The following is a 26,670-nucleotide window of genomic DNA, read 5'->3' on the forward strand; positions in this document are numbered from 1 at the left end:
GTCGATGGACAACGGGTTGATATTCCCGTACCCGCTTTGAAGCGCCAACGTCGAACCAGGTGATGCTAAGGCCGTGAAGCCGGCCCGGAGTCTTCGGACGATGGGACGTGGTGGAGCCGCCGGTCCGAGCCTGTAGTAGGTGAGCGATGGGGTGACGCAGGAAGGTAGTCCAGCCCGGGCGGTGGTAGTCCCGGGGTAAGGGTGTAGGACGTTGCGTAGGCAAATCCGCGCAGCACATAGTCTGAGACCTGATGCCGAGCCGATTGTGGTGAAGTGGATGATCCTATGCTGTCGAGAAAAGCCTCTAGCGAGTTTCATGGCGGCCCGTACCCCAAACCGACTCAGGTGGTCAGGTAGAGAATACCGAGGCGTTCGGGTGAACTGTGGTTAAGGAACTCGGCAAAATGCCCCCGTAACTTCGGGAGAAGGGGGGCCATTGCTGGTGACGGGATTTTCTCCCCGAGCTGGTGGTGGCCGCAGAGACCAGCGAGAAGCGACTGTTTACTAAAAACACAGGTCCGTGCGAAGCCGTAAGGCGATGTATACGGACTGACGCCTGCCCGGTGCTGGAACGTTAAGGGGACCGGTTAGTCCGACTTCGGTCGGGCGAAGCTGAGAACTTAAGCGCCAGTAAACGGCGGTGGTAACTATAACCATCCTAAGGTAGCGAAATTCCTTGTCGGGTAAGTTCCGACCTGCACGAATGGCGTAACGACTTCTCGACTGTCTCAACCACAGGCCCGGTGAAATTGCATTACGAGTAAAGATGCTCGTTTCGCGCAGCAGGACGGAAAGACCCCGGGACCTTTACTATAGCTTGATATTGGTGTTCGGTTCGGCTTGTGTAGGATAGGTGGGAGACTGTGAGACCCGGACGCCAGTTCGGGTGGAGTCGACGTTGAAATACCACTCTGGTCGTGCTGGATGTCTAACCTGGGTCCGTGATCCGGATCAGGGACAGTGTCTGGTGGGTAGTTTAACTGGGGCGGTTGCCTCCTAAAGGGTAACGGAGGCGCCCAAAGGTTCCCTCAGCCTGGTTGGCAATCAGGTGTTGAGTGTAAGTGCACAAGGGAGCTTGACTGTGAGACTGACGGGTCGAGCAGGTACGAAAGTAGGGACTAGTGATCCGGCGGTGGCTTGTGGAAGCGCCGTCGCTCAACGGATAAAAGGTACCCCGGGGATAACAGGCTGATCTTCCCCAAGAGTCCATATCGACGGGATGGTTTGGCACCTCGATGTCGGCTCGTCGCATCCTGGGGCTGGAGTAGGTCCCAAGGGTTGGGCTGTTCGCCCATTAAAGCGGTACGCGAGCTGGGTTTAGAACGTCGTGAGACAGTTCGGTCCCTATCCGCTGTGCGCGTAGGAGTGTTGAGAAGGGCTGTCCCTAGTACGAGAGGACCGGGACGGACGAACCTCTGGTGTGCCAGTTGTCCTGCCAAGGGCATGGCTGGTTGGCTACGTTCGGGAGGGATAACCGCTGAAAGCATCTAAGCGGGAAGCCTGCTTCGAGATGAGCACTCCCACCTCCTTGAGAGGGTAAGGCTCCCAGTAGACGACTGGGTTGATAGGCCGGATATGGAAGCCCTGTGAGGGGTGGAGTTGACCGGTACTAATAGGCCGAGGGCTTGTCCTCAGTTGCTCGCGTCCACTGTGTTGTTCTGAAACAACGACCCCCACCCCCGCTCCGGCGGGCGGGTGGGCGGCGAAAAGTTTCACCGTGTTTCGGTGGTCATAGCGTGAGGGAAACGCCCGGTTACATTCCGAACCCGGAAGCTAAGCCTCACAGCGCCGATGGTACTGCAGGGGGGACCCTGTGGGAGAGTAGGACGCCGCCGAACAATCATTGGGAGAAAGCCCCCCGACTTCGCGTCGGGGGGCTTTCTCGCGTTTCCGGGGGCGTTTCCGGGGAGGAAAACCGAGGCCCGAGGTGTGGTGGGTGAACGAGTCCGGTCCGTGATCGTCAGGCGGTTGTTTGGGCGGGGTCTTGGCGGCAGACTGCCGGTCATCAAGATTGGTCCAGACCATCGGATGATGACGGAAGGACTTCGGGGGACATGGGAGTCAACGGGCGGGGATCACCCGTCGGTGTTCGCAGGGCCGGGCAGCACGGGGTCGTGCTGGGGGCCGCGGCGGTGACGGTGTTGTTGGCCGTGGCGGTGTTGACCGCGTTGACGGCATTGACCGGGAGTGCGGTGACGCAGGGGATGCGGCACCGACTGGAGGGGGATCCGAGGCTGTCGGTCTCGGTGATGGGGCGGTACGAGGAGGGGGCGGACGACAGGGCGGACGCCCAGGTGCGGGCGGCGTTGCACCGGGCGTTGCCGGGGGCGTCGGCGCGGATCGAGGAGGTGCTGCACGCGTCGGTCCCGATGACGGTGGTGTCGCCGGCGGGTGCGGCGGACGGCGGGTTGGCGCTGACGCCGCTGGCGGTGGCGGAGCCGCAGCGCTTCGCGGAGCTGGTGCAGGGCGCCTGGGCGCAGGACGCGTCGCAGGTGGTGCTGTCGGAGCAGGCGGCGCGCCGGATGGGGGTGTCGGTCGGGGCGACGGTGCCGCTGGCGAAGGGTGTCGGGGGGCTGTCGGTGACGGTGAGCGGGGTGTACCGGGAGGCGGCCGACGCGCAGGCGTTCTGGCAGGCCTGGACGGCCTCGTCCGCGCTGAAGTCGTCCGCGGGGCTGGCGCTGGTCTCGCGGGACCTGCTGCGGACGTCGCCGGTGCTGCGGGATGAGACGGACGCGCAGTGGACGGCGGTGCCGGACGCCGACCGGTTGCGGATCGACGCGCTGGCGACGCTGCGGAGCCGGGTGGAGCGGCTGACGCAGGGGGACGCGAGCAGGTCGGTGTTCCGCGGGTCGGAGCCGGCGCTGGCGGCGCTGCGGGCGAACAGCGACATTCCGGCGGCCCTGGACGGGTTGCGGTCGCCGATGATGGTGGCGCGGTCCGGGATGCTGGTGCCGGTGACGATGCTGGGTGTGCTGTCGGCGGTGACGATGGTGCTGACGGCCCGTCAACTGGCGGATTTCCGGCGGGCGGAGCTGCTGCTGCAGTTGGCGCGCGGCGCGGGCCGGGCCCGGTTGCTGCGGGCCGCGGCGGCGGAGTGGGCGCTGTGCACGGTGCCGGCGGCGCTGCTGGGCGTGTGGGTGGCGGGGCCGCTGCTGCGGGTGCTGGAGCGGCTGGGGCTGCCGGTGGAGGGTGCGGCCGCGGAGGCGGTCGGTCCGGCGGCGTGGGCCGTGGCGGGTACGGCGCTGGTGCTGCACGGGTGTGCGGCGCTGCTGCCGGTGGCGTGGACGGCTGATGGTGGCGAACGGGAGACGCCATCGCGCAGCGCGCGTCGGGTGGTGGCGCAGCGGGCCGGGGCGGACCTGGTGCTGGCTGCGGTGGCGGTGCTGGCGTACCTGCAACTGCGGCAGTACCAGGGGCTGTTGAGTCCGGCGTCGACCTCGGTAGGGTTCGATCCGGTGCTGGTGGCGGCTCCGGTGGTGATGACGGTGGCGGCGGCGCTGCTGCTGTTGCGGCTGCTGCCGCCGCTGGGGCGGGCGTTGGAGTCGCTGGCCCGGCGCGGGCGGGGTCTGGTGGCTCCGTTGAGCGGTTGGCAGGTGAGCCGGGGGCGTGCGGGCCAGGGCGCTCCGGTGCTGTTGATGGCGCTGGCGCTGGCGGTGGGGGCGTTGACCACCACGGTGATCGCGGGGGAGGCGCCGAACGACCGGGACCGGGCCGCGTTCGAGGTGGGTGCGGACCTGCGGGTGACGGGCGGGGAGCTCCCGCCGGAGCAGCGGTACGGGGCGCTGGCGGGGCTGCCGGGGGTGGCGGCGGTGACGCCGCTGGTGTCGGCGTCGGGTGAGGTGCGCGGGGCGCCGGTGACGGTGTTCGGGTTGGACACGGCGGCGGTGCGGGGGGTGGTGACGCCGGAGCGGATGGCGCCGGGGGCGTCGGTGCACGCGGTGCCCGCGCTCCGGTCGGATCTGGAACGGGGTTCGCTGGCCGGGCAGTTGGACCGGCTGGGGGCGGACGTCCCGGTGCACGGGATGGCGGTCGCGGGGCGGCCGGCGTCGGTGGAGGTGCAGGTCTCGGTGGCGTCGCAGGACCCGGTGGAGCGGACCGGCCCGGTGTGGCTGGTGGCCGAGGTGGAGGACGCGAGCGGGCTGGTGACGACCGTCCGGCAGCGGTTGACGCCGGACGGGGTGTCCCGGGCGGTGGCGCTGCCGCTGGCCCCGGGGGTGCACTATCCGGTGCAGGTGACCCGGTTGTCGCTGCGGAGCACGCCGGTGAAGGGGTTCGCCCGGGCGCTGCTGACGTTCACGGTGTCGGGTGTCCGGGGCGCTTCGCTGCCGGAGGGGACGCGGTGGAAGGACGTCACCCGGGGGACGGGCGGCGCGGCGACGGGCCTGGGGTGTCCGGGGCGTTCGGACGAGGGGCCGGCGGAGCGGGTGCTGCGGGCGGGGGTGTGCGGGTCGTCCCGGCCGGACGGCGGGCTGCTGACGGCGTCGGTGCGCGGTGCCGATCCGAGCATCGGGGTGCCGCCGGAGCAGGCGGAGTCGTTCGCGCTGAGCACGGGCGACGACACGGTGTCGTTCGCGCTGCTGCCGGTGTCCGGGGCGCAGCATCGGGACGTGGTGCCGGCGCTGGTGAACGCGGCGTTCCTGCGGGCGACCGGGTGCCAGGTGGGCCGGGAGACCCGGTTGGTGTCCGGGGAGGCGGACCGGTTCGGGCTGCTGGTCGTCGGGGTGCTGGAGGACCTGCCGGGTGGTCAGGGCCGGGACGTGCCACAGGCGTTGGTGGACCTGCGGGCGCTGTCCTCGGCCCGGTCGGCGCTCGGGCTGGAGCCGGCGGCGGACGAGGCGTGGCTGCTGGCGGCGGCGTCGGGTGGCGGCGTGGTGGCGGCGGAGCGGGCGATCGCGGCCGATCCCCGGCTGGGCCGGGCGGACAGTGCGCGGGCGCGGGCGGCGGCGTTGGCCGAGGACCCGTTCCGGGCCGGGCGGCGCAGTGCGCTGGTGCTGTCGCTGGCGCTGTCGCCGGTGTTCGCGGTGGCCGGTTTCACCGTGCACGCGGTGGGGTCGGCGCGTTCCAGGCGGCGGGAGTTCGCGGTGCTGCGGGCGCTGGGCGTGCGGCGCCGGCAGTTGGCCGGGGTGCTGCGGCTGGAGCAGTCGGTGGTGGTCGGGTTCGCGGTGCTGCTGGGCGGTGTGCTGGGGGTGGTGCTGGCGGCCGTGGTGCTGCCGTTGATCGTGGTCGACAACGGCGGCCGGGCGGTGTTCCCGTCCCTGGAGCTGACGGTGGGCTGGGGTTGGACGGCCGGGGTGGTGCTGGCGACCGGCCTGGGGGTCGGTTCGGTGGTGCTGGTGCTGTCGAGGATGTTGGCGCGGGTCGATCTGGCGCGTGAGCTGCGGGCGGGGGAGAACGGATGATCGGGCGGGACGGAAGGCGGTCCGGCCGGCTGCGGCCGGGCGGGTTCGGCGGCTGGCGGCCGGCGGTGCGGGAGGTTCGGACGGGCCGGCCGGTGCTGGCGGTGCTGGCGGTGCTGTCGGCGGTGCTGACGGTCGCGACGCTGCTGTGGCCGCCGGTGTTCGACCGGCTGGCGACGCGGGAGGTGGCGCGCCGGCTGGCCGCGGCGCAGGCGGCGGGGCCGCTGCTGCGGGCGAGTTCGTCGGTGAACCCGCCGGTGAACGAGAAGGGCGGGCTGGCGGTGCCGCAGTTCGGCACCCTGGACAAGGACCTGACGGTGGTCGGCGAGGAGATGCGGCAGAGTTCCTCGGGGGAGCTGGCGCGGTCCCTGGTCCGGGTGTCGGGCTGGGCGCAGTCCGCGGGCATGGAGCTGTCGGGCGACGGCGTGCCCCGGCCGCACGGCAACCCGGGGATGGTGTCGCTGGTGTACGCGCAGGACGCGGCGGACCGGGTGCGCTGGGTGGCGGGCCGGGCGCCGGGGCTGCCGGCGGACCCGGCGGCGGCGCCGGTCGAACTGGGCCTGTCCGCGGCGTCGTTGGAGAAGTTCGGGCTGAAGGTCGGCCAGCGGGTGCACTTCGCCGGGCGGACCGGCGGCACCGACGCGGTGGTGGTCGGCGAGTTCGAGCCGCTGGACGGGTCGGACGACCTGTGGCGCGAACTGCCGCTGCTGAACTCGCCGATGGACTCGCAGGACCAGCCGAGCGTCTACATCAGGTACGGGCAGGCGATGGTGTCGGCGGCGGGGCTGGAGGCGATGGAGGCGCGCGGGTCGCAGTCGCTGGACGCGACCTGGGCGTTCTGGACCGCGGAGCAGCCCTGGGGCACCGCGGGCACGGCCGCCGGAGCGGCGGAACTGTCGCGCGGCGCAAGGGGGTTCGGGGAAGTGATGGCCACGGCGGCGTGCGGCGGGGTGGTCTCGGACGTGTTCCCCTGCCACGCCGGGGCGCGGACCATGCGGCCGCCGCACCTGAACCAGCAGCTGTCGGTGCTGATGGACGGGTTCGCGGTGCAGCGGGCCCGGACGGTGGCGCTCCAGTCGTTCGCGCTGGCGGGTCTGCTGGCGGTCGGGGTGTCCACGGCGGTGGCCGCGGCCCGGCTGGGCGCGCGGCGCAGGGAGGCGGCGCTGGCGCTGCAGCGGGCCCGCGGTGCGGGTGAGCCCGCACTGGCCGCCGTTCGGCTGCTGGAGGCCGTCCCGGCGGCCGTGGCGGGCCTGTCGGCGGGCTGGGCGGTGTCCGTCCGGTGGGCCGACGGGCGTCCGCTGGGCCCGTGGTGGCCGGCCCTGCTGGCGGCGGCGCTGGTGGCGTGCGCGCCGGCGGTGGCGGTGTGGTGGGAGGGCCGGGCGGTGCGCCGGGCGGGTCGGGCGCCGGTGCGCCGGCGGGGCCTGAAGCGGGCGCTGGGCCTGTCCGCGCGGCTGGTCGCGGAGGGGGCGGTGCTGGTGCTGGCGGTGGTCGGCGTGCTGCAGCTGCGGCTGCGCGGCGCGGCCCCGGCGGGGTCCGAGACGGACCCCCAACTGGCGTTGGTGCCGGTGGTGTTGGGCCTGGCGGCGGTGGTCGTGGTGCTGCGGGTGTACCCGGTGCCGCTGCGGCTGGTGACGCGGTGGGCGCGGCGCGGGCGCGGCACCGTGGCGCTGGTCGGGCTGGCGCAGGCCGGGCGGCGTTCGGGCGCGGCGGCGACGGCGCTGCTGGTGCTGGTGCCCGCGCTGGCCTGCGCGGTGTTCGGCGCGCTGGTGTCGGGCACCGTCCGGGAGGGCCGGGTGGAGGCCGCGCACTGGCGGACCGGCGGCGACGCGGTGGTCCTGGGCCCGGCGCAACGCGCGCTGCCGGTCGAGGAGTTGGCGGGGGTGCCGGGGGTGGCCGGGGTGCTCCCGGTGCGCGGCGGGCAGGCCGTGCTGACCTCCGACGAGGACGGCACGCGGGTGCGGGGTGTCGGCCTGGTCGGGGTCGACCCGGCGGGGCTGGCCCGCTACGAGCCGGGTTCGCCGCTGGCCGCGGCGCTGGCCGCCCCGGAGCTGGCCGAGCCGCTGGGGCAGGGGGCGGAGCTCCCGGCGCTGGCCGACCGGGCGACGGCGGAGCGGTTCCCGGACGGCTCGTTCGACGTGGACGCCGGGACGGCGAAGTTCCGGGCCCGGATCGTCGGGGTGCTCCCGGACGGTTCGGCCGCGGACCGGGCGATCGGGCCGGTGGTGGGCGACGTCGGCACGGCCGGCGGGCTGCTGGTGTTCGGCGGTCCGGGGGCGGAGCGGCTGCCCAAGCAGAGCGGGCAGCGCAGCGCGGCCGTGCTGTTCGCCGATCCGGGCCGGCCCGGATCGGCGGCGGGTGCGGCCCGGATCGACGCGGACCGGCTGAAGTCGGTGGTCGCGGCTTCGGACGCGACCGCGGGCGCGGGCGGCGGCGGTGCGGCCGGCGGGGCGATCAGCCGCGGCGCGCCGGTGGAGATCCGTTACCTGGACGGGCAGTTGCGGGACGCCGAGGGGGACGGGCTGGTGGCCGCGCTGGAGACGGCGTTCCGGGCGTCGGCGGCGCTGGGCCTGCTGCTCGGGCTGGTCGCGGTGGTGCTGGAGCTGCTGCTCGGCTCGGTGGAGCGCGGCCGGATGCTGGCGTACCTGCGGACGCTGGGGCTCGGCGGGCGGGCCGCGGCGGGTGTCCGACTCGTCCAGCTGCTGCCGGTGGTGGTCGCGGCGGTGGTCGGCGGCACGCTGCTCGGGCTGGCGCTGCCCTGGCTGCTGGGCCCGGCGCTGGAGCTGCGGGTCTTCACCCGGGGGCCCGGTGCGCCGGCGTTCGCGCCGGACTGGGCGGGCATCGCGGTGGCGGCGCTCGGCCTGCTGGTGCTGATCCCGTGCGCGGCCGCGCTGGAGGGGGTGGCGGGGCGCGGGCGCGTCCCGCGCGTCCTCCGGCTGGGGGAGGGCGCGCAGTAGCGGGCGCTCCCCGGGGTGCGACGGGTGCGACGGTGCGACGGGGTCGTGCGCTTCGGCGCGCGGCCCCGTCGCGCGCACCCGCGGCGGTGGCGGGTGTGTCGGTCGGGCGGAGTACCTTTCGCGGTGGCGTGTCCCTGATCGCGGGTGAGGTGTTCCGGTGCAACTGGCTCAGGTGGAGGGGGTCCTGGAGCGGATCACGTACGCCAACGAGGAGACGGGTTACACGGTCGCCCGGGTGGACACCGGGCGCGGGGCGAACGACCTGCTGACGGTGGTGGGGGCGCTGCTGGGCGCGCAGGTGGGGGAGAGCCTGCGGCTGTTCGGGCGGTGGGGTTCGCACCCGCAGTACGGGCGGCAGTTCACGGTGGAGAACTACACGACGGTGCTGCCGGCCACCGTGCAGGGCATCCAGCGGTACCTGGGCTCGGGGCTGATCAAGGGCATCGGGCCGCGGTTCGCCGAGCGGATCGTGGAGCGCTTCGGGGTGGAGACCCTGGAGGTGATCGAGAACGAGCCGGGGCGGCTGGTCGAGGTGCCGGGCCTGGGCCCGAAGCGGACGAAGATGATCGCGAAGGCGTGGGAGGAGCAGAAGTCCATCAAGGAGGTGATGGTCTTCCTCCAGGGCGTGCAGGTGTCGACCTCGCTGGCGGTGCGGATCTACAAGCAGTACGGCGACGGCTCGATCGGGGTGGTGAAGAACCAGCCGTACCGCCTGGCGTCGGACGTGTGGGGCATCGGCTTCCTGACGGCGGACCGGATCGCGCAGGCGGTGGGCATCCCGCACGACTCGCCGGAGCGGGTGAAGGCGGGCCTGCAGTACGCGCTGTCGCAGTCCACCGACAACGGGAACTGCTACCTGCCCGAGGAGCGGCTGATCGCGGACGGCGTGAAGCTGCTGCAGGTGGACGTCGGCCTGGTGATCGACTGCCTGGCGGAGCTGGTCGCGGCGGAGGGCGTGGTGCGCGAACGGCTGCCGGGCCCGGAGGGGGAGGAGGTCCGCGCGGTGTACCTGGTGCCGTTCCACCGGGCGGAGGTCTCGGTGGCGGGCCAGCTGCTGCGGCTGCTGCGCACCCCGGAGGACCGGATGCCGTGGTTCCGGGACGTGGACTGGCCGGCCGCGCTGGGCTGGCTGGCGCAGCGGACGGGGGCCGAGCTGGCGCCGGAGCAGGAGCAGTCGGTGCGCCTGGCGCTGACCGAGAAGGTCGCGGTGCTGACCGGCGGCCCGGGCTGCGGCAAGTCGTTCACGGTGAAGTCGATCGTGCAGCTGGCGCTGGCGAAGCGGGCGAAGGTGGTGCTGGCGGCGCCGACCGGGCGGGCGGCCAAGCGGCTGGCGGAGCTGACCGGTGCGGAGGCCTCCACGGTGCACCGGCTGCTGGAGCTGAAGCCGGGCGGGGACGCCGCGTACGACCGGGACCGGCCGCTGGACGCGGACCTGGTGGTGGTCGACGAGGCCTCGATGCTGGACCTGATCCTGGCGAACAAGCTGGTCAAGGCGGTCGCGCCGGGTGCCCACCTGCTGTTCGTGGGGGACGTCGACCAGCTGCCCTCGGTGGGCGCGGGCAAGGTGCTGCGGGACATGCTGGCGCCCGGCAGCCCCGTCCCCTCGGTGCGGTTGACCAGGATCTTCCGGCAGGCCCAGCAGTCCGGCGTGGTGGTCAACGCGCACCGGATCAACGAGGGCCTGCCGCTGCGGACCGAGGGCCTGCCGGACTTCTTCCTGTTCGTCGAGGAGGACACCGAGCGCGCGGCCGGCCTGACGGTGGACGTGGTGGCCCGGCGCATCCCGCAGCGCTTCGGCCTCGACCCGCGCCGGGACGTCCAGGTGCTGACGCCGACGCACCGCGGCCCGGCGGGGGCGGGCGCGCTGAACACGCTGCTCCAGTCGGCCGTCACCCCGGCCCGCGAGGGCCTGCCCGAACGCCGGTTCGGCGGGCGGACGTTCCGGGTCGGCGACAAGGTCACCCAGATCCGCAACAACTACGACAAGGGGCGCAGCGGCGTCTTCAACGGCACAGTGGGCGTCGTGACGGCACTGAGCGTGGACGACCAGCGACTGACGGTGAAGACCGACGAGGACGAGGAGGTGCCGTACGACTTCGACGAGCTGGACGAGCTGGCCCACGCGTACGCGGTGACGATCCACCGCTCGCAGGGCAGCGAGTACCCGGCGGTGGTGATTCCCGTCACCACGTCGGCGTGGAACATGCTCCAGCGGAACCTGTTGTACACCGCCGTGACACGGGCCCGGAAGCTGGTGGTACTGGTCGGGTCGCGCAAGGCCATCGGGCAGGCGGTGCGGACGGTGAGCACCGAGCGGCGGCACTCCGCGCTGGACCACAGATTGGCTGCGGGCTGAGTTCGAGGCGGTACGGTACGTTCAGAGGTTGTCTTGACGTGAAGAGATTTAGGGCGGAACCTGGTCCGGTGCCGCCGCCGATCTTGTCCGGTTCACACCGGTGGCGGCAGCGGAGTTTGTAGGCCCCGGTCCTTCCCGGGGTCACCCCCGGGTGCGCGGCCGTCCTTCGGGTGGGGGATCGTTGAGACAGTCAGGGCAGTCGGATGAGGATCAATTTCGTCGGTGAGGAAGACGTGAGCGACAAATCGGTAGTACTGCGGTACCAGGACGGCGAGTACGAGTACCCCGTCGTCGAGAGCACTGCGGGCAACGCCGGCTTCGACATCTCGAAGCTGCTCCCGCAGACCGGCCTGGTCACCCTGGACAACGGTTTCGGCAACACCGCCGCCAACAAGTCCGCGATCACCTTCATTGACGGTGACGCCGGAATCCTGCGCTACCGCGGCTACCCGATCGAGCAGTTGGCCTCGGAGGCCAACTTCATCGAGACCGCTTACCTGCTGATCAACGGTGAGCTGCCGAACGAGGGCCAGCTCTCCGCGTTCAGCAACGAGATCACCCAGCACACCCTGCTGCACGAGGACGTCAAGCGCTTCTACCAGGGCTTCCCCCGGGACGCGCACCCGATGGCGATGCTCTCCTCGGTGGTCGGCGCGCTCTCCACGTTCTACCCGGAGAGCCACAACCCGTTCGACGAGGCGCAGCGCAACCTGTCGACCGTCCGGCTGCTGGCGAAGCTGCCGACCATCGCGGCGTACGCGTACAAGAAGGCGATGGGCCAGCCCTTCGTCTACCCGCGCAACGACCTCGGCTACGTCGAGAACTTCCTGCGGATGACCTTCGCCGTCCCGGCCGAGGACTACGAGCTCAACCCGGTCGTGGTCAACGCCCTGGACAAGCTGCTCATCCTGCACGCGGACCACGAGCAGAACTGCTCCACCTCGACGGTGCGCCTGGTCGGCTCCTCGCACGCCAACCTGTTCGCCTCGATCTCGGCGGGCATCTCGGCGCTGTGGGGCCCGCTGCACGGCGGCGCCAACCAGGCCGTGCTGGAGATGCTGGAGCAGATCCAGAAGGACGGCGGCGACGTCGACGCGTTCATCCGCAAGGTGAAGAACCGCGAGGACGGCGTCAAGCTGATGGGCTTCGGCCACCGCGTCTACAAGGCGTTCGACCCGCGCGCCGCGCAGGTCAAGGTGCTCGCCCACGAGGTGCTGGCCCAGCTCGGCAAGTCCGACGCGCTGCTGGACATCGCCCTCAAGCTGGAGGAGCACGCGCTCAAGGACGACTTCTTCGTCTCGCGCAAGCTCTACCCGAACGTGGACTTCTACACGGGTCTGATCTACCGCGCGATGGGCTTCCCGACCAGCATGTTCACCGTGCTGTTCGCGCTCGGCCGGCTCCCCGGCTGGATCGCCCACTGGCACGAGATGATCAAGGACCCGACCAGCCGGATCGGCCGCCCGCGGCAGATCTACACCGGCGTGGAGATCCGCGACTACGTGCCGCTCGACGCCCGCTGAGCCGTCGGCCGCGAACGCCGAAGGGGCCCGGCCCCGCCCTCCCGTACAGGGGGCGGGGCCGGGCCCCTTCGTGCGTGCCGCATTGGGGCGCACGGCGCCGGGGACGGCCCCGGTCGGGAACGGCCGCTCAAAGCGTCCCCTGGGGGCCCGGGGCCGGCCCGGTGCCGTGCGCGAGGGCGGTCGACGAATCGACAGCCCGTCCGGGGCCCGCCGGAGCCCCGCTCTACAAAAGGTAAGACGTACCAGGGGGCGCAGAGTTACGCCAGGGGGGTGTGAGTTGCCTCTCTCCACTCTCCGTGTGCGTCCGCGCACCCGTACGGCCGAACACATATCACACCGCACGGCCGGGGCGCGGCGTCACCCACCCCGCAGCCGTCGCAACCCAGCGTGATAGGAATCGTGGCAATCCGGTACGGACCGCCTGCGATGCGCGGCGCGGCGAACGGTCAGGGAGGAGTGCGCAATGGCCAGGAACGTCGTAGTCACCGGTGGGGGCACCGGCATCGGCCTGGAGGTGGCCCGGCGCTTCGCCGCGGCCGGCGAGCGCGTGGTGATCGTCGGCCGCCGCCCCGGCGTCCTCGACCAGGCCGCGCAGGAACTCGGCCCGAACGTCACCCCGCTGGTGTGCGACCTCGCCGACCCGGACGCGGTGGAGGCCGCGCTGGACGCGCTGCCCGCCCGGATCGACGTCCTGGTCAACAACGCCGGCAGCCGGGAGACCGTGCTCGGCGCCGGACCGCACGCGGTGCTGGCCCGCTGGCGCGGCGACTTCGAGCGCAACGTGCTGACCGCGGTGCTGCTCACCGAGTCCGTCCGCGACCGCTTCACCCCCGGCTCCGGCCGGGTGGTCACCGTCTCCTCCATCGCCGCGCTGCGCGGCGCGGGCTCCTACGGGGCCGCGAAGGCCTCCCTGCACGCCTGGAACCACTTCCTGGCCGCCCAGCTCGGCCCGTCCGGGATCACCGCCAACATCGTCGCCCCGGGGACGGTCGCGGGCACCGAGTTCTTCGGGCCGCGGCTGGACGACGCCGAGGTGGCGCGGCGCTCGGCGCGGACGCTGCTCGGGCGGATCGGCGAGTCGGGCGAGGTCGCGGCCGCCGTGTACTTCCTCGCCTCGGCGGAGGCGGGGTTCATCACCGGGGAGATCCTGCACTGCAACGGCGGGGAACTGCTCGGACGCTGACGCTGGCGCGTCCTACCCGGCCGGTCGGAAGGTGCGCAGTCGCAGGCTGTTGGTGACGACGAAGACGGAGGAGAAGGCCATGGCGGCGCCGGCGATCATGGGGTTGAGGAGTCCGGTGGCGGCGAGGGGGAGGGCGGCGAGGTTGTAGGCGAAGGCCCAGAAGAGGTTGCCTTTGATGGTGGTGAGGGTGCGGCGGGAGAGGCGGATGGCGTCGGCGGCGGTGCGCAGGTCGCCGCGTACGAGGGTGAGGTCGGCGGCTTGGATGGCGGCGTCGGTGCCGGTGCCGAGGGCGAGGCCGAGGTCGGCCTGGGCGAGGGCGGCGGCGTCGTTGATGCCGTCGCCGATCATGGCGACGGTGTGGCCTTCGGTTTGGAGGCGTCGGACGGTGGTGAGTTTGTCCTGGGGGAGGACGTCGGCGATGACGTCGTGGGCGGGGATGCCGATCTGGGCGGCGACGGATTGGGCGGTGGTGTGGTTGTCGCCGGTGAGCAGGAGGGGGTGCAGGCCGAGGGCGCGCAGGTCGGTGACGGCTTGGGCGCTGGTGGGTTTGACGGCGTCGGCGATTTCCAGGACGGCGTGGGCGGTGTTGTCCCAGCCGATGGTGATGGCGGTGTGTCCGGCGTGTTCGGCGGCGGTTTTCGCGGTGGCGAGGTCTGCGGGCAGGGGGGTGGTGAGGAGTGTTTCGCGTCCGGCGACCACGGTGTGGCCGTCGATGGTGCCGTGGACGCCGTGGCCGGGGGTGTTGGTGAAGTTCTGGACGGGGGGGAGGGTGCCGAGGCGTTCTCGGGCGGCGGTGGCGATGGCTTGGGCGATGGGGTGTTCGGAGGCGTGTTCGAGGGCGCCGGCCAGGCGTAGGGCTTGGTCCTCGGTGGTGTTGTCGGTGGTGTGGATGGCGAGGAGGGTCATGCGGCCGGTGGTGACGGTGCCGGTTTTGTCGAGGAGGACGGTGTCGATCCGGCGGGTGTTCTCCAGGACTTCGGGGCCTTTGATGAGGATGCCGAGTTGGGCGCCGCGTCCGGTGCCGACGAGCAGGGCGGTGGGGGTGGCCAGGCCGAGGGCGCACGGGCAGGCGATGATCAGCACCGCGACCGCCGCGGTGAACGCCTCGGCGGGGTTGTCGGTGGCCAGCAGCCAGCCGACCAGGGTGCCGAGGGCGATCAGGATCACGATTGGCACGAAGACGGCGGAGATCCGGTCGGCGAGGCGTTGGGCGGCGGCCTTGCCGTTCTGGGCGTCCTCCACCAGCTTGGCCATCCGGGCGAGTTGGGTGTCGGAGCCGATCCGGGTGGCCTCGACGACCAGCCGGCCGCCCGCGTTGACGGTCGCGCCGGTGACGGCGTCCCCGACGGCCACCTCGACCGGCACCGACTCGCCGGTCAGCATCGAGGCGTCCACCGCCGAACTGCCCTCCACCACCCTCCCGTCGGTGGCCACCTTCTCACCCGGGCGCACCACGAACCGGTCCCCGACGGCGAGCTGCGCCACCGGCACGCGGACCTCCCGGCCGTCGCGCAGCACGGCGACGTCCTTGGCACCGAGCTCCAGCAGGGCCTTCAGCGCGGCGCCGGCCCGGCGCTTGGAACGGGCCTCCAGCCAGCGGCCGAGCAGGATCAGGGTGGTGACGGCGGCCGCGGTCTCCAGGTAGAGCGCGGAGGAGGCGTCGGCGCCGCCGACGGTGAGCGTGAAGGAGTGCCGCATCCCGGGCATCCCGGCGTCGCCGAGGAACAGCGCCCACACCGACCAGCCGAACGCGGCCAGGGTGCCGAGCGAGACCAGGGTGTCCATGGTGGCCGCGCCGTGCCGGGCGTTGGTCCAGGCGGCCCGGTGGAACGGCAGGCCGCCGTACACCACGACCGGGCCGGTGAGGGCGAACGCCAGCCACTGCCAGTCGTCGAACTGCAGGGCCGGGACCATCGAGAGCAGCACGACGGGGAGGCTGAGCACGGCGCTGACCAGCAGCCGTTCGCGCAGGGGGTCCGGCTCCCGGGCGGGTTCGGCCGGGGGCTCGGGCGCGGCGGGCGGCGGCGGGAGCGCGGCGGTGTAGCCGGTGGCCTCGACGGTGGCGATCAGGTCGGCGACGCTGGTGCCGGGGCCGAAGTCCACCCGGGCCTTCTCGGTCGCGTAGTTGACGCTGGCCTCGACGCCGTCGATCCGGTTGAGCTTCTTCTCGATCCGGGCAGCGCAGGACGCGCAGGTCATGCCGCCGATGGACAGCTCGACGCGGTCGCGCGGGGCGGCCGCGGGGTCGGTGGTGGTGCTCATCAGCTGGTCCGCTTCGCTTCGCTGGGTTCGCTCGGTGCAGGAGTGGGGGCGCGGGCGCGGGGGCGGCGCGGGCCGCCCCCGCGGGCGGGTCAGGAGGCCCGGCCGACCAGTTCGTAGCCGGCCTCGTCCACGGCGGCGGCGACCTGCTCGTCGCTGGGGGCGGGTTCGGCGGTGACGGTGACGGTGCCGGTCGAGGCGTCGGCGGCGACCGCGGTGACGCCGGGCAGCGCGGAGACCTCGCCGTTGATCGCCTTCTCGCAGTGGCCGCAGCTCATTCCGCTGACGGTGTAGGTGACGGTGCTGGGCATGGGGACCTCCGGGAGCGCGTTCGTGCCGCTGTGCCGCGTGCGGTGCTGACGATGACCACAGTACCCCCTGGGGGTATTCCGTCCAGGGGGTGGCACGTTCCGGTGCGCGCGGCCCGCGGCCCGCCCCCGAGGGTAGTCCGCGCCGGGCCGGGCGCGGCGACGGCGGGCGGCACCGCGCCGGGCCGCCCGCCGTGCGTCATCCGAACGGTCAGGCCCCGGCGGGCGCCCGCTCCTCGCGGCGCACCAGCAGGCGCAGCCACAGCAGGCCGAGCAGCGCGACGACGACCAGCCCGAGGACGTCGTACAGCGTGTACAGGTGCACCTGCCGCTGAGTGGGGTGCGGCAGGTAGCCGTTGGCGAACAGCTCCCGCTGCAGGTCGGTGGTGGTGGTGCGGACCACCAGCCAGACCGCGATGCCGTTCATGCCGTCCCACAGCGCGTGCAGCAGCGAGACGCCCAGGTAGGTGAGCAGGACCGGGGCGGTGAAGCGGAAGTGCGGGCCGCGCCGCTCGCGGAACAGCACGCCGCCGAGGACGCCGGTCCACAGGATGTGGCCGACCGGGGCGAGCAGGCCGCGCAGCACCTCGGTCTCCACCAGGTTCTCCAGCGACAGGCCGTGGACGGTCAGCACCGCGTTGAACGCGTAGCCGGCGCTCTCGAAGGCGGCGAAGCCCGCGCCGACCGCGGCGCCCAGCACCAGGCCGTGCCGCAGGCCGCGCACCGGGATGCCGCGGGCCACCAGCACCAGCGCGAAGAGCTTGACCGCCTCCTCGATCAGGCCGACCCCGAGGTACATCCACACCGAGGGCGAGATCAGGTACGTCTCCAGCACCGAGGCGCCCAGCACGCCGATGATCCCGCCGATGCCGAAGCAGGCCATGATCCGGCCCGGGCCGACGTCGGAGGCGAACCGCTCGTACGCCCAGACGGTGAAGACGGCCGGGACCAGGAAGCTGCCGAGCAGGACGACGGTCGGCACCAGGTTGCTGTTGGCGGTGGTGAAGGTGACCGCCACGCCGGCCACCCACAGGGCCAGGCCGATCAGCAGGATCCGCAGCCAGTAGCGGGTCGGCTCGGCGGTGCCCCGGCGGGGCGGGGGCACGTTCGGGCGGCCGCTCGGGTTGCCGTAACTCGGGGGTGTCGTGCCGTAACCGGACATCCGGGAGCCTTTCGTCGCCGCGAGCAGTGGTGAACGTACGGTATGACGATTTGGGATCATCGGCCCGGATTGTCCCGGTTTCGCCCGGACGGAGCAGGGTGCCCCCGGGTCCGATATGTTCGGAAGGTGCACCTTCGACGCGCGGACGGCGGGTCGGTCGACCGGACCGACGCGCTGCCGCCCAGCCGGCAGCGCAACGCCCTGCGGGCGGCCGACCTGCAGGACCTCTCCCTGCTGCGGCGCGCCGCGCCCGCCCTGGTCGCCATCGCGATCGTCTCGGTCGCCGACTACCTCTCCGGGCAGGACCGCTACCTCGCCCCGCTGATGGTCGTCGTCCCCTCGGTCGCCGCGCTCACCCTGCGGCCGCGCGAACTGCTCGCGGTCTGCTTCCTCGGCCTGCTGGCGCTGCTCGGCCTCAGCCGCTACGACCAGGTCGACAACCTCGCCGACAACCGCTTCCTGTACGGCGCGATGGTCAGCTACGTCGCGGTCACCGCGCTCAGCGCGGGCATCGCCGAGCTGCGGATGCGACGAGCCTCGGCCTTCGCGGCCGTCAGCTCGGTCGCGGAGGCCGCCCAGCGCGCCCTGCTGCGCCAGCCCGAACCGGTGGTCGGACCGCTGCGGCTGGCCGTGCGGTACGTCTCCGCCGCGGACGCCGCCCGGATCGGCGGCGACCTGTACTCCGTCCTCGACACCCCGTACGGCACCCGGGTGCTGGTCGGCGACGTCCGCGGCAAGGGGCTCGGGGCGGTGCAGACCGCCGCCGTGGTGCTCGGCGCGTTCCGGGAGGCCGCGTACGACGAGGAGCAGCTGCCCGCGGTGGCCGGGCGGATCGAGGCCAGCATGCACCGGCACGTGCCCGACGGGGAGTTCACCACCGCGGTGTTCGCCGCCTTCCGCGAACCCGGCAGCGTCGACCTGCTGCACCTGGGCCACGTCCCGCCGCTGCGGGTGCACGCCGACGGGACGGTCGAGGCGGTCGAGTTCGCCGACCCCTGGGTGCCGCTCGGCCTCGGCCACCTGGTCGCCGGCCGGCCCAGCCCCACCGCCGTGCCGTTCGGCCCGCGGGACGTCCTGGTGCTGTGCACCGACGGCGTGGTCGAGGCCAGGGGCGCCCGCGGCGGCGAGTTCTACCCGCTGGCCGAGCGCGCCGGGCCGCTGGTGCGCGACGGCTGGCGCTCGCTGGCCGACCTCGACGCCGCCGTCGCCCGCCTGTACGCGGACCTGCGGGCGCACACCGGCGGCGAACTCGGCGACGACGCGCTGCTGCTCCTCGTCACCCGGCCCGGGCCGGACGCGCAGAGCCAGGGCCGCACCGGGCCCTCACCGGGCCCTCACTTGGCGTCGCCGTAGCAGTCGACCACGGCGGTGGTCAGCGGGAAGCGGACCGGGGTGTCGCCGAAGACCAGGGCGGTGGCCTCCTCGGCGGCCCCGGCGACGGCGGCGGCCACCGCGTCCGCCAGGTCGGCCGGGGTGTGCACCACCACCTCGTCGTGCTGGAAGAACACCAGGTGCGGCCGGTCCTCGCCGGAGCGCAGCGCGGTCAGCCGGCGGCGCAGCGCGGCGAGCAGGGCCAGCGCCCAGTCCGCGCCGCTGCCCTGGATCACGAAGTTGCGGGTGAAGCGGCCCCGGGCGCGGGCCGAGCGGCCGCCCGCCTCGCCGGACTCCGGGGCCTCCGTCAGGTCCAGCCAGTCCGCCGAGGGCGGCGGGCAGACCCGGCCCAGCCGGGAGGAGACCACCCCGCCGTCCTCCCCGGTGCGGGCCGCCGCCTCCACGTACCCCATCGCCGCCGGGTAGCGCCGGTGCAGCGTGTTCAGCAGCGGGCCGATGCCGCCGCCGGTCTGGCCGTACATCGCGCCCAGCAGGCCCAGCTTCGCCTTCTCCCGGTCGCCCTGGAAGGCGCTCGCGGCGAGCGCCGCGTACAGGTCGCCGCCGGCCGCCGTCCGGGCCAGGCCCGCGTCGCCCGAGAGGGCGGCCAGCACCCGCGGCTCCAGCTGCGCCGCGTCCGCGACCACCAGCAGCCAGCCCGGGTCGGCCAGCACCGCGCGGCGCATGGTGCGCGGGATCTGCAGCGCGCCGCCGCCGCGCGAGGCCCAGCGGCCCGTCACCACGCCGCCCACCACGTACTCCGGGCGGAACCGGCCGCCGCGCGCCCAGGCCGCCTGCCAGGCCCAGCCGTGCGCCGCGTGCAGCCGGGACAGCTCCTTGTAGCGGACCATCAGGGCCGCCGCCGGGTGGTCCACCGACTTCAGCTCCCAGGAGCGGGTCGAGGACAGCTGGACGCCGCGGTCCGCGAACGCCTTGATCACCTGGGTGTGCGAGTCCAGGTTGAACGGGCGGGCGCCCAGCTCCCGCTGCACCTCCAGGGCCAGTTCGGCCAGCTTCGCCGGCGGCGTGCCCGGGACCGCCGGGCGCGGGCCCAGCAGCTCGGTCAGCAGCGCGTCGTGCACGTCGGAGCGCCAGGGCAGCCCGTCGTGCGCCATCTCGCAGGCCAGCAGCGCGCCCGCCGACTCGGCCGCCACCAGCAGCCGCAGCCGGGAGCGGGCCGCCGGGTCGGCGATCGCCGCGAGCCGCCGCAGCTGCTCGGCGTGCACCGCCACGGTGGCCGCCAGCTGGTCCGTCCCCGGCGGCAGCTGGAGCCGGTCCGGGGCGAACAGGCCGTCCTCGTCGGGCAGCGCGCCCTCCGGCAGGTCCGCCGGCACCGGCAGCCCGCGCAGCCGCGACCAGGCCGCGCCCAGCGAGCGCGGCGCCCCGAACCGGCCCTCCAGGCCCAGCAGCAGCGCCTCCGTCAGCCGCAGGTCGTGGCAGCGCGCCAGCCGCTCGGGCAGCGCGGCCAGCAGCGGGCCGTACGCGGTGTCGGCCGTCGGCCACACCCAGCGCGGGCGTGCGCGGCCTCCACCGCGGCCACCGCCTCGGCCAGCCGCGGCGCGGGCTCGGGCGGGCCCAGCGGCGCGCCGTCCTCGCCGAGCGGCTGCAGGCGGCCGCCGGGGCCGTGCGGGTCGGGCACCAGGGCGTAGCGCACGGGCGGCGACTCCTCTCGAACGCGTGCTCCGGGACGTGCCCCGGGCCGGCGGGCAGGACCTGTCGACGGTAGCCGGTGGCGGTGACAGCACGCGCCGCGACGCGGGGGAGGCCCGGAGGTGACGGTGCGTCACACCTGCGGTGGCGGGATCGCGCGGGTGCCGGCCGGGGCCGGGTGGCAGCTTGTCCTGACAGTGTTCCGCCAGCGCCCGGCGGCCCGTAGTGTCGCCGGCATGAGCGACAATCCCTTCTTCTCGCCCAGCACCCTGGTGTACGAGCTCCCGCCCTTCGCCGAGATCCGGGAAGAGCACTACCGCCCCGCCTTCGAGCGGGGCATGGCCGACCAGCTCGCCGAGACCGCCGCGATCGCCGCGGACCCCGAGCCGCCGACCTTCGACAACACCGTGGTGGCGCTGGAGCGTTCGGGAGCGGTGCTGCGCCGGGTGACGGCGGCCTTCTTCAACCAGGACTCCGCCGACACCACCCCCGGCATCCAGGAGCTCGACGCCGAGATCAGCCCCCGGCTGGCCGCGCACGCCGACGCGATCCACCTCGACGCCGCGCTGTTCGCCCGCCTGGACGCCCTGCACGGAGCGCGGCACGGACTCGGCCTGGACGCCGAGTCGCTGCGGCTGCTGGAGCGCCGGCACACCGCCTTCGTCCGGGCCGGGGCCCGCCTGGACGCCGACGGCCAGCGGCGGCTGCGCGAGATCAACGCCCGCCTCGCCGCCGACGCGGCCGCGTTCCGCAAGAACACCCACGACGCCTCGCTGGCCGGTGCCGTCGCGGTGGACAGCGCCGCCGCCCTCGACGGCCTCTCCGACACCGAGGTCGCCGCCGCCGCCGAGAACGCCCGCGCGCTCGGCCAGGACGGCCGCTGGGTGCTCAGCCTGAAGAACTTCTCCAACCAGAGCGAACTCGCCCGGCTCACCGACCGCGCGCTGCGCGAGCGCCTGCTGACCTCCTCGCTGCGCCGCGGCCTCGACACCAACGGCCCGCTCGCCGCCCGGATGGCCGCGCTGCGCGCCGAACGCGCCGCGCTGCTCGGCCACCCCACCCACGCCTCGTACGTGGTCGCCGACGAGACCGCCGGCACCGTCGAGGCGGTGGGCGCGATGCTCGGCCGCTTGGTCGCTCCCGCCGTCGCCAACGCCGAGCGCGAGGCCGCCGACCTGGCGGCCGCCGCGGCCGCCGACGGGATCGCCGAACTGGCCGCCCACGACTGGGCGTTCTACGCCGAGAAGGTGCGCGCCGAGCGCTACGAGGTGGACACCGCGGCGCTGCGGCCCTACTTCGAGCTGGAGCGGGTGCTGCGCGACGGCGTCTTCCACGCGGCGAACCTCGCCTACGGGCTGGCCTTCACCGAGCGGCCCGACCTGCGGGCGTACCACCCCGACGCCCGGGTCTTCGAGGTGTTCGACGCGGACGGCTCCGCGCTCGGCCTGTTCATCGGGGACTTCCACGCCCGGGAGTCCAAGCGCGGCGGCGCCTGGATGAACGAACTGGTGCCCCAGTCGCGGCTGCTGGGCACCCGCCCGGTGGTCGTCAACAACCTCAACATCGCGCACCCGGCGCCCGGCGAGGCCGCGCTGCTCAGCTGGGACGAGGTGCGCACCCTGTTCCACGAGTTCGGGCACGCCCTGCACGGGCTGTTCTCGGACGTCCGCTACCCGTCCTTCGCCGGGACGGAGGTGCCGCGCGACTTCGTCGAGTTCCCGTCCCAGGTCAACGAGATGTGGATGACCAGGCCCGAGGTGCTGGCCAACTACGCCCGCCACCACGTCACCGGGGAGCCGCTGGACGCCGCCGTGGTGGAGCGGATGCTCGCCGCCGAGAACTACGGGCAGGGCTTCCGGACCGTCGAGTACCTGTCGGCGGCGCTGCTCGACTGGGCCTGGCACACCCGCGGCGCGGACGACCCGGTCGTCGCGGACGCGGAGGAGTTCGAGGCGCGGGCGCTCGCCGAGGCGGGCGTCGCGGTCGCGGCGGTGCCGCCGCGCTACCGCACCGGGTACTTCAACCACGTGTTCTCGAACGGGTACAGCGCCGGGTACTACGCGTACATCTGGTCCGAGGTGCTGGACGCGGAGACGGTCGAGTGGTTCGGCGCGGACGGGCGCGGGGTGCGGGAGAGCGGGCAGCTGTTCCGGGAGCGGCTGCTGTCGCGGGGCGGCAGCCGGGACGCGCTGGAGTGCGTGCGGGAGGTGCTGGGGCGGGAGCCGGAGATCGGGCCGCTGCTCGCCCGGCGGGGCCTGGAGTAGTGCCGTGCGCCCGCCCGCGCCCCCCTCCCGGGCGCGGGCGGGGCGGTCACCGGGTGAAGACCGGGCCGTAGCCGGGGGCGGGGCGGCCGTCGGGGGTGAGGGCGCAGTAGCCGCCGGTGCCGCGGCACCAGTACCACATGGTCCAGCCGGCGGCGAAGGTGCGCATGGCGGCGACCTGGCGGCGGACCAGTTCGGCGTTGCCGGGGGTGGCGGCGGAGGGCGGGCCCCACTCGCCGACCAGGACCGGGAGGCGGTGGGCGCGGGGGTAGGCGGTGACGGCGGCGGTGTAGGCCTCGACGAAGCCGCCGGACGGGTCCCAGTCCCGGCCGGCCTCGACGGCGGTGTCGTAGAAGTGCGGGGCGTAGCCGATCCGGTCGGCCCCGGGGCGGGGGTCGGCGAAGCCGGGCAGGCTCGTGGGGACGCCCTGGCCGACCAGGACGGTGGGTTCGACGAACAGCCAGGCGTCGCGGTCGACCCGGCGCACGGCGTCGATCAGCCGGCGGTACATGCCGGCCAGCCGGCCCCGTTCGAGGGCGGCGGAGGCGGCGGCCAGGACGGCCGGGTCGGCCGGGTCGCCGTCGACCGGGCCGAAGGGCTCGTTGAACAGGTCGTAGCCGAGCAGGGCGGGCTTGCCGCGCAGTTCGCGGGCGACGGCGGTGTACAGCTCGGACTGGGCGCGCCGCAGGTCGGGGTCGTCGTACAGGTGGCGGAAGGCGGCCTGGACGGAGGGCTGGAAGTAGCCGGCGAACCAGTCGTCCGGGTCGGGGGTGAAGGGCAGGCCGTCGTCGCGGGTGGCCCAGGCGGGGGCGCCGCCGTCGCCGCCGAGGAAGTACTGGCCGTAGACGTCCTGGTGGAAGTCGACGACGGCGTACAGGCGGTACTTCCCGGCCCAGTCGAGGAGTCGGCCGAGCCGGGCGAGCTGCCGCCGGTCGTAGTGGCCGCGGACGGGTTCCAGCCGGGACCAGGAGACCGCGATCCGGACCAGGCCGAAGCCGTTCGCGGCGAGCGCGCGCAGGTCGGCCTCGGTGGTCTCGTCGTACTTGTCGAGGTTGAAGCCGCGCAGGTCCAGGACGCGGCCGCGGGCGTCGGTGAAGGCGGTGCGGCCGTCGGGGAGGGTGGTGGCGGAGACCCGGCGGGCGTCGAACGGGGCACCGCCGCCGGACGGGCCGCGGTCGGCGGGCGGGCCGGCCGAGACGGTGCCGAGGACGGCGGCGGCGGTGAGCAGCAGGGCGGCGGCGGAGCGGAGGACGCGCACGGGGGCACCTCGCGGCGGGGTGGGGGAGGAGTGCGCCGATCCTGCCGGAGCCGCCCCCGCCGCACAAGAGGTGAGACATGCTCATGTTTTCCGCGCCGCGCGGACGGGCTCAGACCTCCGGGGCGGCCAGCATCGGCGGCAGGTCGGCGGCCGCGGAGAGCCGGCCCCACAGCAGGTCGGCCAGGGCCTGCACCATCCGGGCGCGCGGGCAGGGGCGGGTCTCCAGCCACCAGTCGCCGGCGGCCAGCACCATGCCGGTGATCGAGCGCCCCCAGGTCTCGGAGAGCAGCGGGCCGTCCCGGCCGAGGTCGATCTGCTGCTGGATGGCCCGGGTGATCTCCTCGGCGATCTGCCGCAGCGCGGGCGCCAGCGCGTTGCCCGCGCCGGTGGGGTCGCCGGGCTCGGGGTGGGTGAGCAGCCGGTACACCTGCGGGCGGGACTCGATCGCGGCCAGGTAGACGTCCAGCACGTGCTCGACCCGGTCGCGGCGCTCCAGCGGTTCGTTGAGGGCCGAGCGGACGGCGGCCAGCAGCCCGGCGGTGTGGCGCTGCGTCAACGCGCCGATCAGCCCGTTCCGGTCGCCGAAGTGCCGGTACAGGATGGGCTTGGTGATGCCCGCCTCGGCGGCGATCGCGTTCATGCTGGCGTTCGGGCCCTCGCGCTGGACGACCCGGTCGGCGGCGTTGAGCAGTTGTTCGCGGCGGGGTTCGGTGGTCATGCGCTGCTCCTCGTGCGGGCGGGTAGGCGGCTCGGCGGGCGTTGACACCGGTTACCTATCGGTAGCAGACTCGCCGCCATGTTACCGGAGGTAACAGCGCAGTGGCGCGGACCCTCCGGCCCGTACGACCGTCTCCTGGAGGCCGACATGACCACCTTCTCGCTCGACCCCGGGCCGGACCAGATCGCCGTCCGGGACTGGCTGCACGGCTTCGCCGCCGACGTGATCCGCCCCGCCGCCGCGGAGTGGGACGAGCGCGAGGAGACCCCCTGGCCGATCATCCAGGAGGCCGCCAAGCTGGGCATCTACTCGCTCGACTTCTACGCCCAGCAGTTCTTCGACCCGTCCGGCGTCGGCATCCCGATCGCCATGGAGGAGCTGTTCTGGGGCGACGCCGGCATCGGCCTGGCCATCACCGGCACCACGCTGGCCGCCGTCGCCGTCCTCGCCAACGGCACCGACGAGCAGATCGGCACCTGGGCCCCGCAGATGTTCGGCACCCCCGAGGACGTCAAGGTCGCCGCGTTCTGCTCCTCCGAGCCCGACGCCGGCTCCGACGTCTCCGCGCTGCGCACCCGCGCCGTCTACGACCAGGCCAAGGACGAGTGGGTGATCAACGGCACCAAGACCTGGGCCACCAACGGCGGCATCGCGCACGTCCACGTGGTGGTCGCCACCGTCGACCCCGAACTCGGCTCCCGCGGCCAGGCCTCGTTCGTGATCCCGCCCGGCACCGAAGGCCTCAGCCAGGGCCAGAAGTTCAAGAAGCACGGCATCCGCGCCTCGCACACCGCCGAGGTCGTCCTCGACGGCGTCCGCGTCCCCGGCCACTGCCTGCTCGGCGGCAAGGAGAAGCTCGACGCCCGCCTCGCCCGGGCCCGCGAGGGCACCAGGGGCGGCGGCAAGAACGCGGCCATGGCCACCTTCGAAGCCTCCCGCCCCGCCGTCGGCGCCCAGGCCATCGGCATCGCCCGGGCCGCGTACGAGGTCGCCCTCGACTACGCGAAGACCCGCGTCCAGTTCGGGAAGCCGATCATCGAGAACCAGGGCGTCGCCTTCCAGCTCGCCGACATGAAGACCCGGATCGACGCCGCCCGGCTGCTGGTCTGGCGGGCCTCCTGGATGGCCGTCAACAACAAGCCGTTCACCAGCGCCGAGGGCTCGATGTCCAAGCTGTACGCCGGGGAGACCGCCAAGTTCGTCACCTCGCAGGCCATGCAGATCCTCGGCGGCAACGGCTTCACCCGCGAGTACCCGGTCGAGCGGATGCACCGCGACAGCGCCATCTACACCGTCTTCGAGGGCACCAGCGAGATCCAGCGGCTGGTCATCGCCCGGGCCGTCTCGGGCGCGCCGATCCGCTGACCCGGCCGGCCCGGCTCAGAACTCCGGCTCGCGGCGCTCCAGGAACGCGGCCAGGCCCTCCCGGACGTCCGGCGCCGTCCGGGAGGCCCGCTCCCAGGGCGCCAGCGCGGCCGCGGCGTCCGCCGGGGCGACGGACAGCGCCGCCTTCACCGCGCCGATCGTCTGCGGCGAGCGCCGGGCCAGCAGGGCGGCGAACTCCCGCGCCCGGGCGTCCAGCCCGGCCGCCGGCACCACCTCGTCCAGCAGGCCGAACCGCTCCGCCCGGTCGGCGGGCAGCAACTCGCCCGAGAACAGCAGGTACTTGGCCCGGGCCGGGCCGACCAGCGCGGCCAGCCGCAGCGTCGGCACCGCCGGGTACACCACGCCCAGTTTCGCCGGGGTGATGCCGAGCCGGGCGTCCTCGGCGCCCAGCCGCAGGTCGCAGGCGAGCGCCAACTGGCAGCCGCCGCCCACGCAGGCGCCCCGGACCACCGCCAGCGTCGGGCGCGGGAACGCCGCCAGCGCCTCCTCCGCCGCCACGTTCAGCGCGTGGTACGCGTCGGCGGCGGCCGGATCGGCGTACACCCCGGCCAGTTCGGAGATGTCCGCGCCCGCCGAGAACGCGCCCGCCGCGCCCGTCAGCACCAGCACCCGCACGTCCGGGCGGGCGGCCAGCTCCGCCAGCACCCCGGGCAGCGCCCGCCACATCGCGGCGGTCACCGCGTTGCGCCGCTCCGGGCGGTCCAGCAGCAGCACCGCCACCCGGTCCGGGCCCACCCAGCAGCGCAGCCCCGGGGCGCCGGCGGGCAGTTCGGCGTCCCCGGGGCCCGGGCGGTCGAGCGGACGGTCGGTGCGCACGGGCATGGCGTGGCCTCTCGGGGGGACGGCGGGTGCCGCCCCAGGCTTTCACGCGGGCGCCCGCCGGACGAC

At 73.8% G+C, this 26,670-nt stretch carries 15 protein-coding genes and 2 rRNA genes (1 of these 17 running past the window's edge); 10 read left to right on the top strand and 7 right to left on the bottom strand.

Annotation, left to right across the window (positions count from 1 at the left end; translation table 11 throughout):
* The 7 genes from HUT16_RS25300 to HUT16_RS25330 all read left to right on the top strand — a co-directional run.
* Positions 1 to 1,633, top strand: a 23S ribosomal RNA gene (locus HUT16_RS25300) (it extends 1,473 nt beyond the left edge of the window).
* 88 nt (positions 1,634 to 1,721) lie between these two features.
* Positions 1,722 to 1,838: ribosomal RNA gene (rrf, locus tag HUT16_RS25305) — 5S ribosomal RNA — on the top strand.
* A 366-nt stretch (positions 1,839 to 2,204) separates the two neighbouring features.
* Positions 2,205 to 5,399 (top strand): FtsX-like permease family protein, encoded by a 3,195-nt coding sequence (locus HUT16_RS25310; RefSeq protein WP_176190352.1) that lies wholly within the window; start codon positions 2,205 to 2,207, stop codon positions 5,397 to 5,399.
* Positions 5,396 to 8,350: a hypothetical protein gene (locus HUT16_RS25315; RefSeq protein ID WP_176190353.1), complete on the top strand. Its 2,955-nt coding sequence runs from the start codon at positions 5,396 to 5,398 to the stop codon at positions 8,348 to 8,350. The genes HUT16_RS25310 and HUT16_RS25315 overlap by 4 nt, the downstream gene beginning before the upstream one ends.
* 157 nt (positions 8,351 to 8,507) lie before the next feature.
* On the top strand, positions 8,508 to 10,706 hold the full coding sequence (locus HUT16_RS25320; RefSeq protein WP_176190354.1) for an ATP-dependent RecD-like DNA helicase: 2,199 nt from the start codon (positions 8,508 to 8,510) through the stop codon (positions 10,704 to 10,706).
* A 233-nt stretch (positions 10,707 to 10,939) separates the two neighbouring features.
* Entirely contained in the window at positions 10,940 to 12,229 is a 1,290-nt protein-coding gene (locus HUT16_RS25325) for a citrate synthase (RefSeq protein WP_176190355.1), read from the top strand.
* Positions 12,230 to 12,692: 463 nt separating this feature from the next.
* On the top strand, positions 12,693 to 13,412 hold the full coding sequence (locus HUT16_RS25330; RefSeq protein WP_176190356.1) for an SDR family NAD(P)-dependent oxidoreductase: 720 nt from the start codon (positions 12,693 to 12,695) through the stop codon (positions 13,410 to 13,412).
* Between the two features lie 12 nt (positions 13,413 to 13,424).
* On the opposite strand, the gene HUT16_RS25335 is transcribed toward HUT16_RS25330, so the two are convergent.
* From HUT16_RS25335 to HUT16_RS25345, 3 genes are all read right to left on the bottom strand, one after another.
* A complete protein-coding gene (locus HUT16_RS25335) occupies positions 13,425 to 15,674 on the bottom strand; it encodes a cation-translocating P-type ATPase (RefSeq protein ID WP_176190357.1) in 2,250 nt (749 codons plus the stop codon).
* A gap of 89 nt (positions 15,675 to 15,763) precedes the next feature.
* Entirely contained in the window at positions 15,764 to 15,982 is a 219-nt protein-coding gene (locus tag HUT16_RS25340) for a heavy-metal-associated domain-containing protein (protein ID WP_176190358.1), read from the bottom strand.
* A 208-nt stretch (positions 15,983 to 16,190) separates the two neighbouring features.
* Positions 16,191 to 17,141, bottom strand: a complete 951-nt coding sequence (locus tag HUT16_RS25345; protein WP_176190359.1) for a PrsW family glutamic-type intramembrane protease — start codon at positions 17,139 to 17,141, stop codon at positions 16,191 to 16,193.
* Between the two features lie 126 nt (positions 17,142 to 17,267).
* Between HUT16_RS25345 and HUT16_RS25350 the strand changes: the two genes are divergently transcribed.
* Positions 17,268 to 18,494 carry a PP2C family protein-serine/threonine phosphatase gene (locus tag HUT16_RS25350; protein WP_176190360.1) on the top strand — a complete coding sequence of 409 codons (1,227 nt, stop codon included), beginning with the start codon at positions 17,268 to 17,270 and terminating at the stop codon, positions 18,492 to 18,494.
* Here the strand turns inward: HUT16_RS25350 and HUT16_RS25355 are convergent.
* Positions 18,476 to 20,014, bottom strand: a complete 1,539-nt coding sequence (locus tag HUT16_RS25355) for a bifunctional 3'-5' exonuclease/DNA polymerase (protein ID WP_254897981.1) — start codon at positions 20,012 to 20,014, stop codon at positions 18,476 to 18,478. The two genes, HUT16_RS25350 and HUT16_RS25355, sit on opposite strands and share 19 nt — an antisense overlap.
* A gap of 381 nt (positions 20,015 to 20,395) precedes the next feature.
* On the opposite strand from HUT16_RS25355, the gene HUT16_RS25360 reads away from it, so the two are divergent.
* Complete coding sequence (locus HUT16_RS25360) at positions 20,396 to 22,423, top strand: M3 family metallopeptidase (protein ID WP_176190361.1); 2,028 nt, start codon at positions 20,396 to 20,398, stop codon at positions 22,421 to 22,423.
* A 46-nt stretch (positions 22,424 to 22,469) separates the two neighbouring features.
* Here HUT16_RS25360 and HUT16_RS25365 read toward each other — a convergent pair whose 3' ends face one another.
* Positions 22,470 to 23,678 (bottom strand): glycoside hydrolase family 5 protein, encoded by a 1,209-nt coding sequence (locus tag HUT16_RS25365; protein WP_176190362.1) that lies wholly within the window; start codon positions 23,676 to 23,678, stop codon positions 22,470 to 22,472.
* Between the two features lie 109 nt (positions 23,679 to 23,787).
* Complete coding sequence (locus HUT16_RS25370) at positions 23,788 to 24,396, bottom strand: TetR family transcriptional regulator (RefSeq protein ID WP_176190363.1); 609 nt, start codon at positions 24,394 to 24,396, stop codon at positions 23,788 to 23,790.
* A gap of 147 nt (positions 24,397 to 24,543) precedes the next feature.
* Here HUT16_RS25370 and HUT16_RS25375 point away from each other — a divergent pair, with 147 nt between their 5' ends.
* Entirely contained in the window at positions 24,544 to 25,761 is a 1,218-nt protein-coding gene (locus HUT16_RS25375; RefSeq protein ID WP_176190364.1) for an acyl-CoA dehydrogenase family protein, read from the top strand.
* Positions 25,762 to 25,776: 15 nt separating this feature from the next.
* On the opposite strand, the gene HUT16_RS25380 is transcribed toward HUT16_RS25375, so the two are convergent.
* Positions 25,777 to 26,604, bottom strand: coding sequence for an enoyl-CoA hydratase/isomerase family protein (locus HUT16_RS25380; RefSeq protein ID WP_254897982.1), 828 nt, complete (start codon positions 26,602 to 26,604; stop codon positions 25,777 to 25,779).
* Positions 26,605 to 26,670: the final 66 nt, after the last annotated feature.

This window comes from Kitasatospora sp. NA04385 (assembly GCF_013364235.1).
Lineage (GTDB): Bacteria > Actinomycetota > Actinomycetes > Streptomycetales > Streptomycetaceae > Kitasatospora.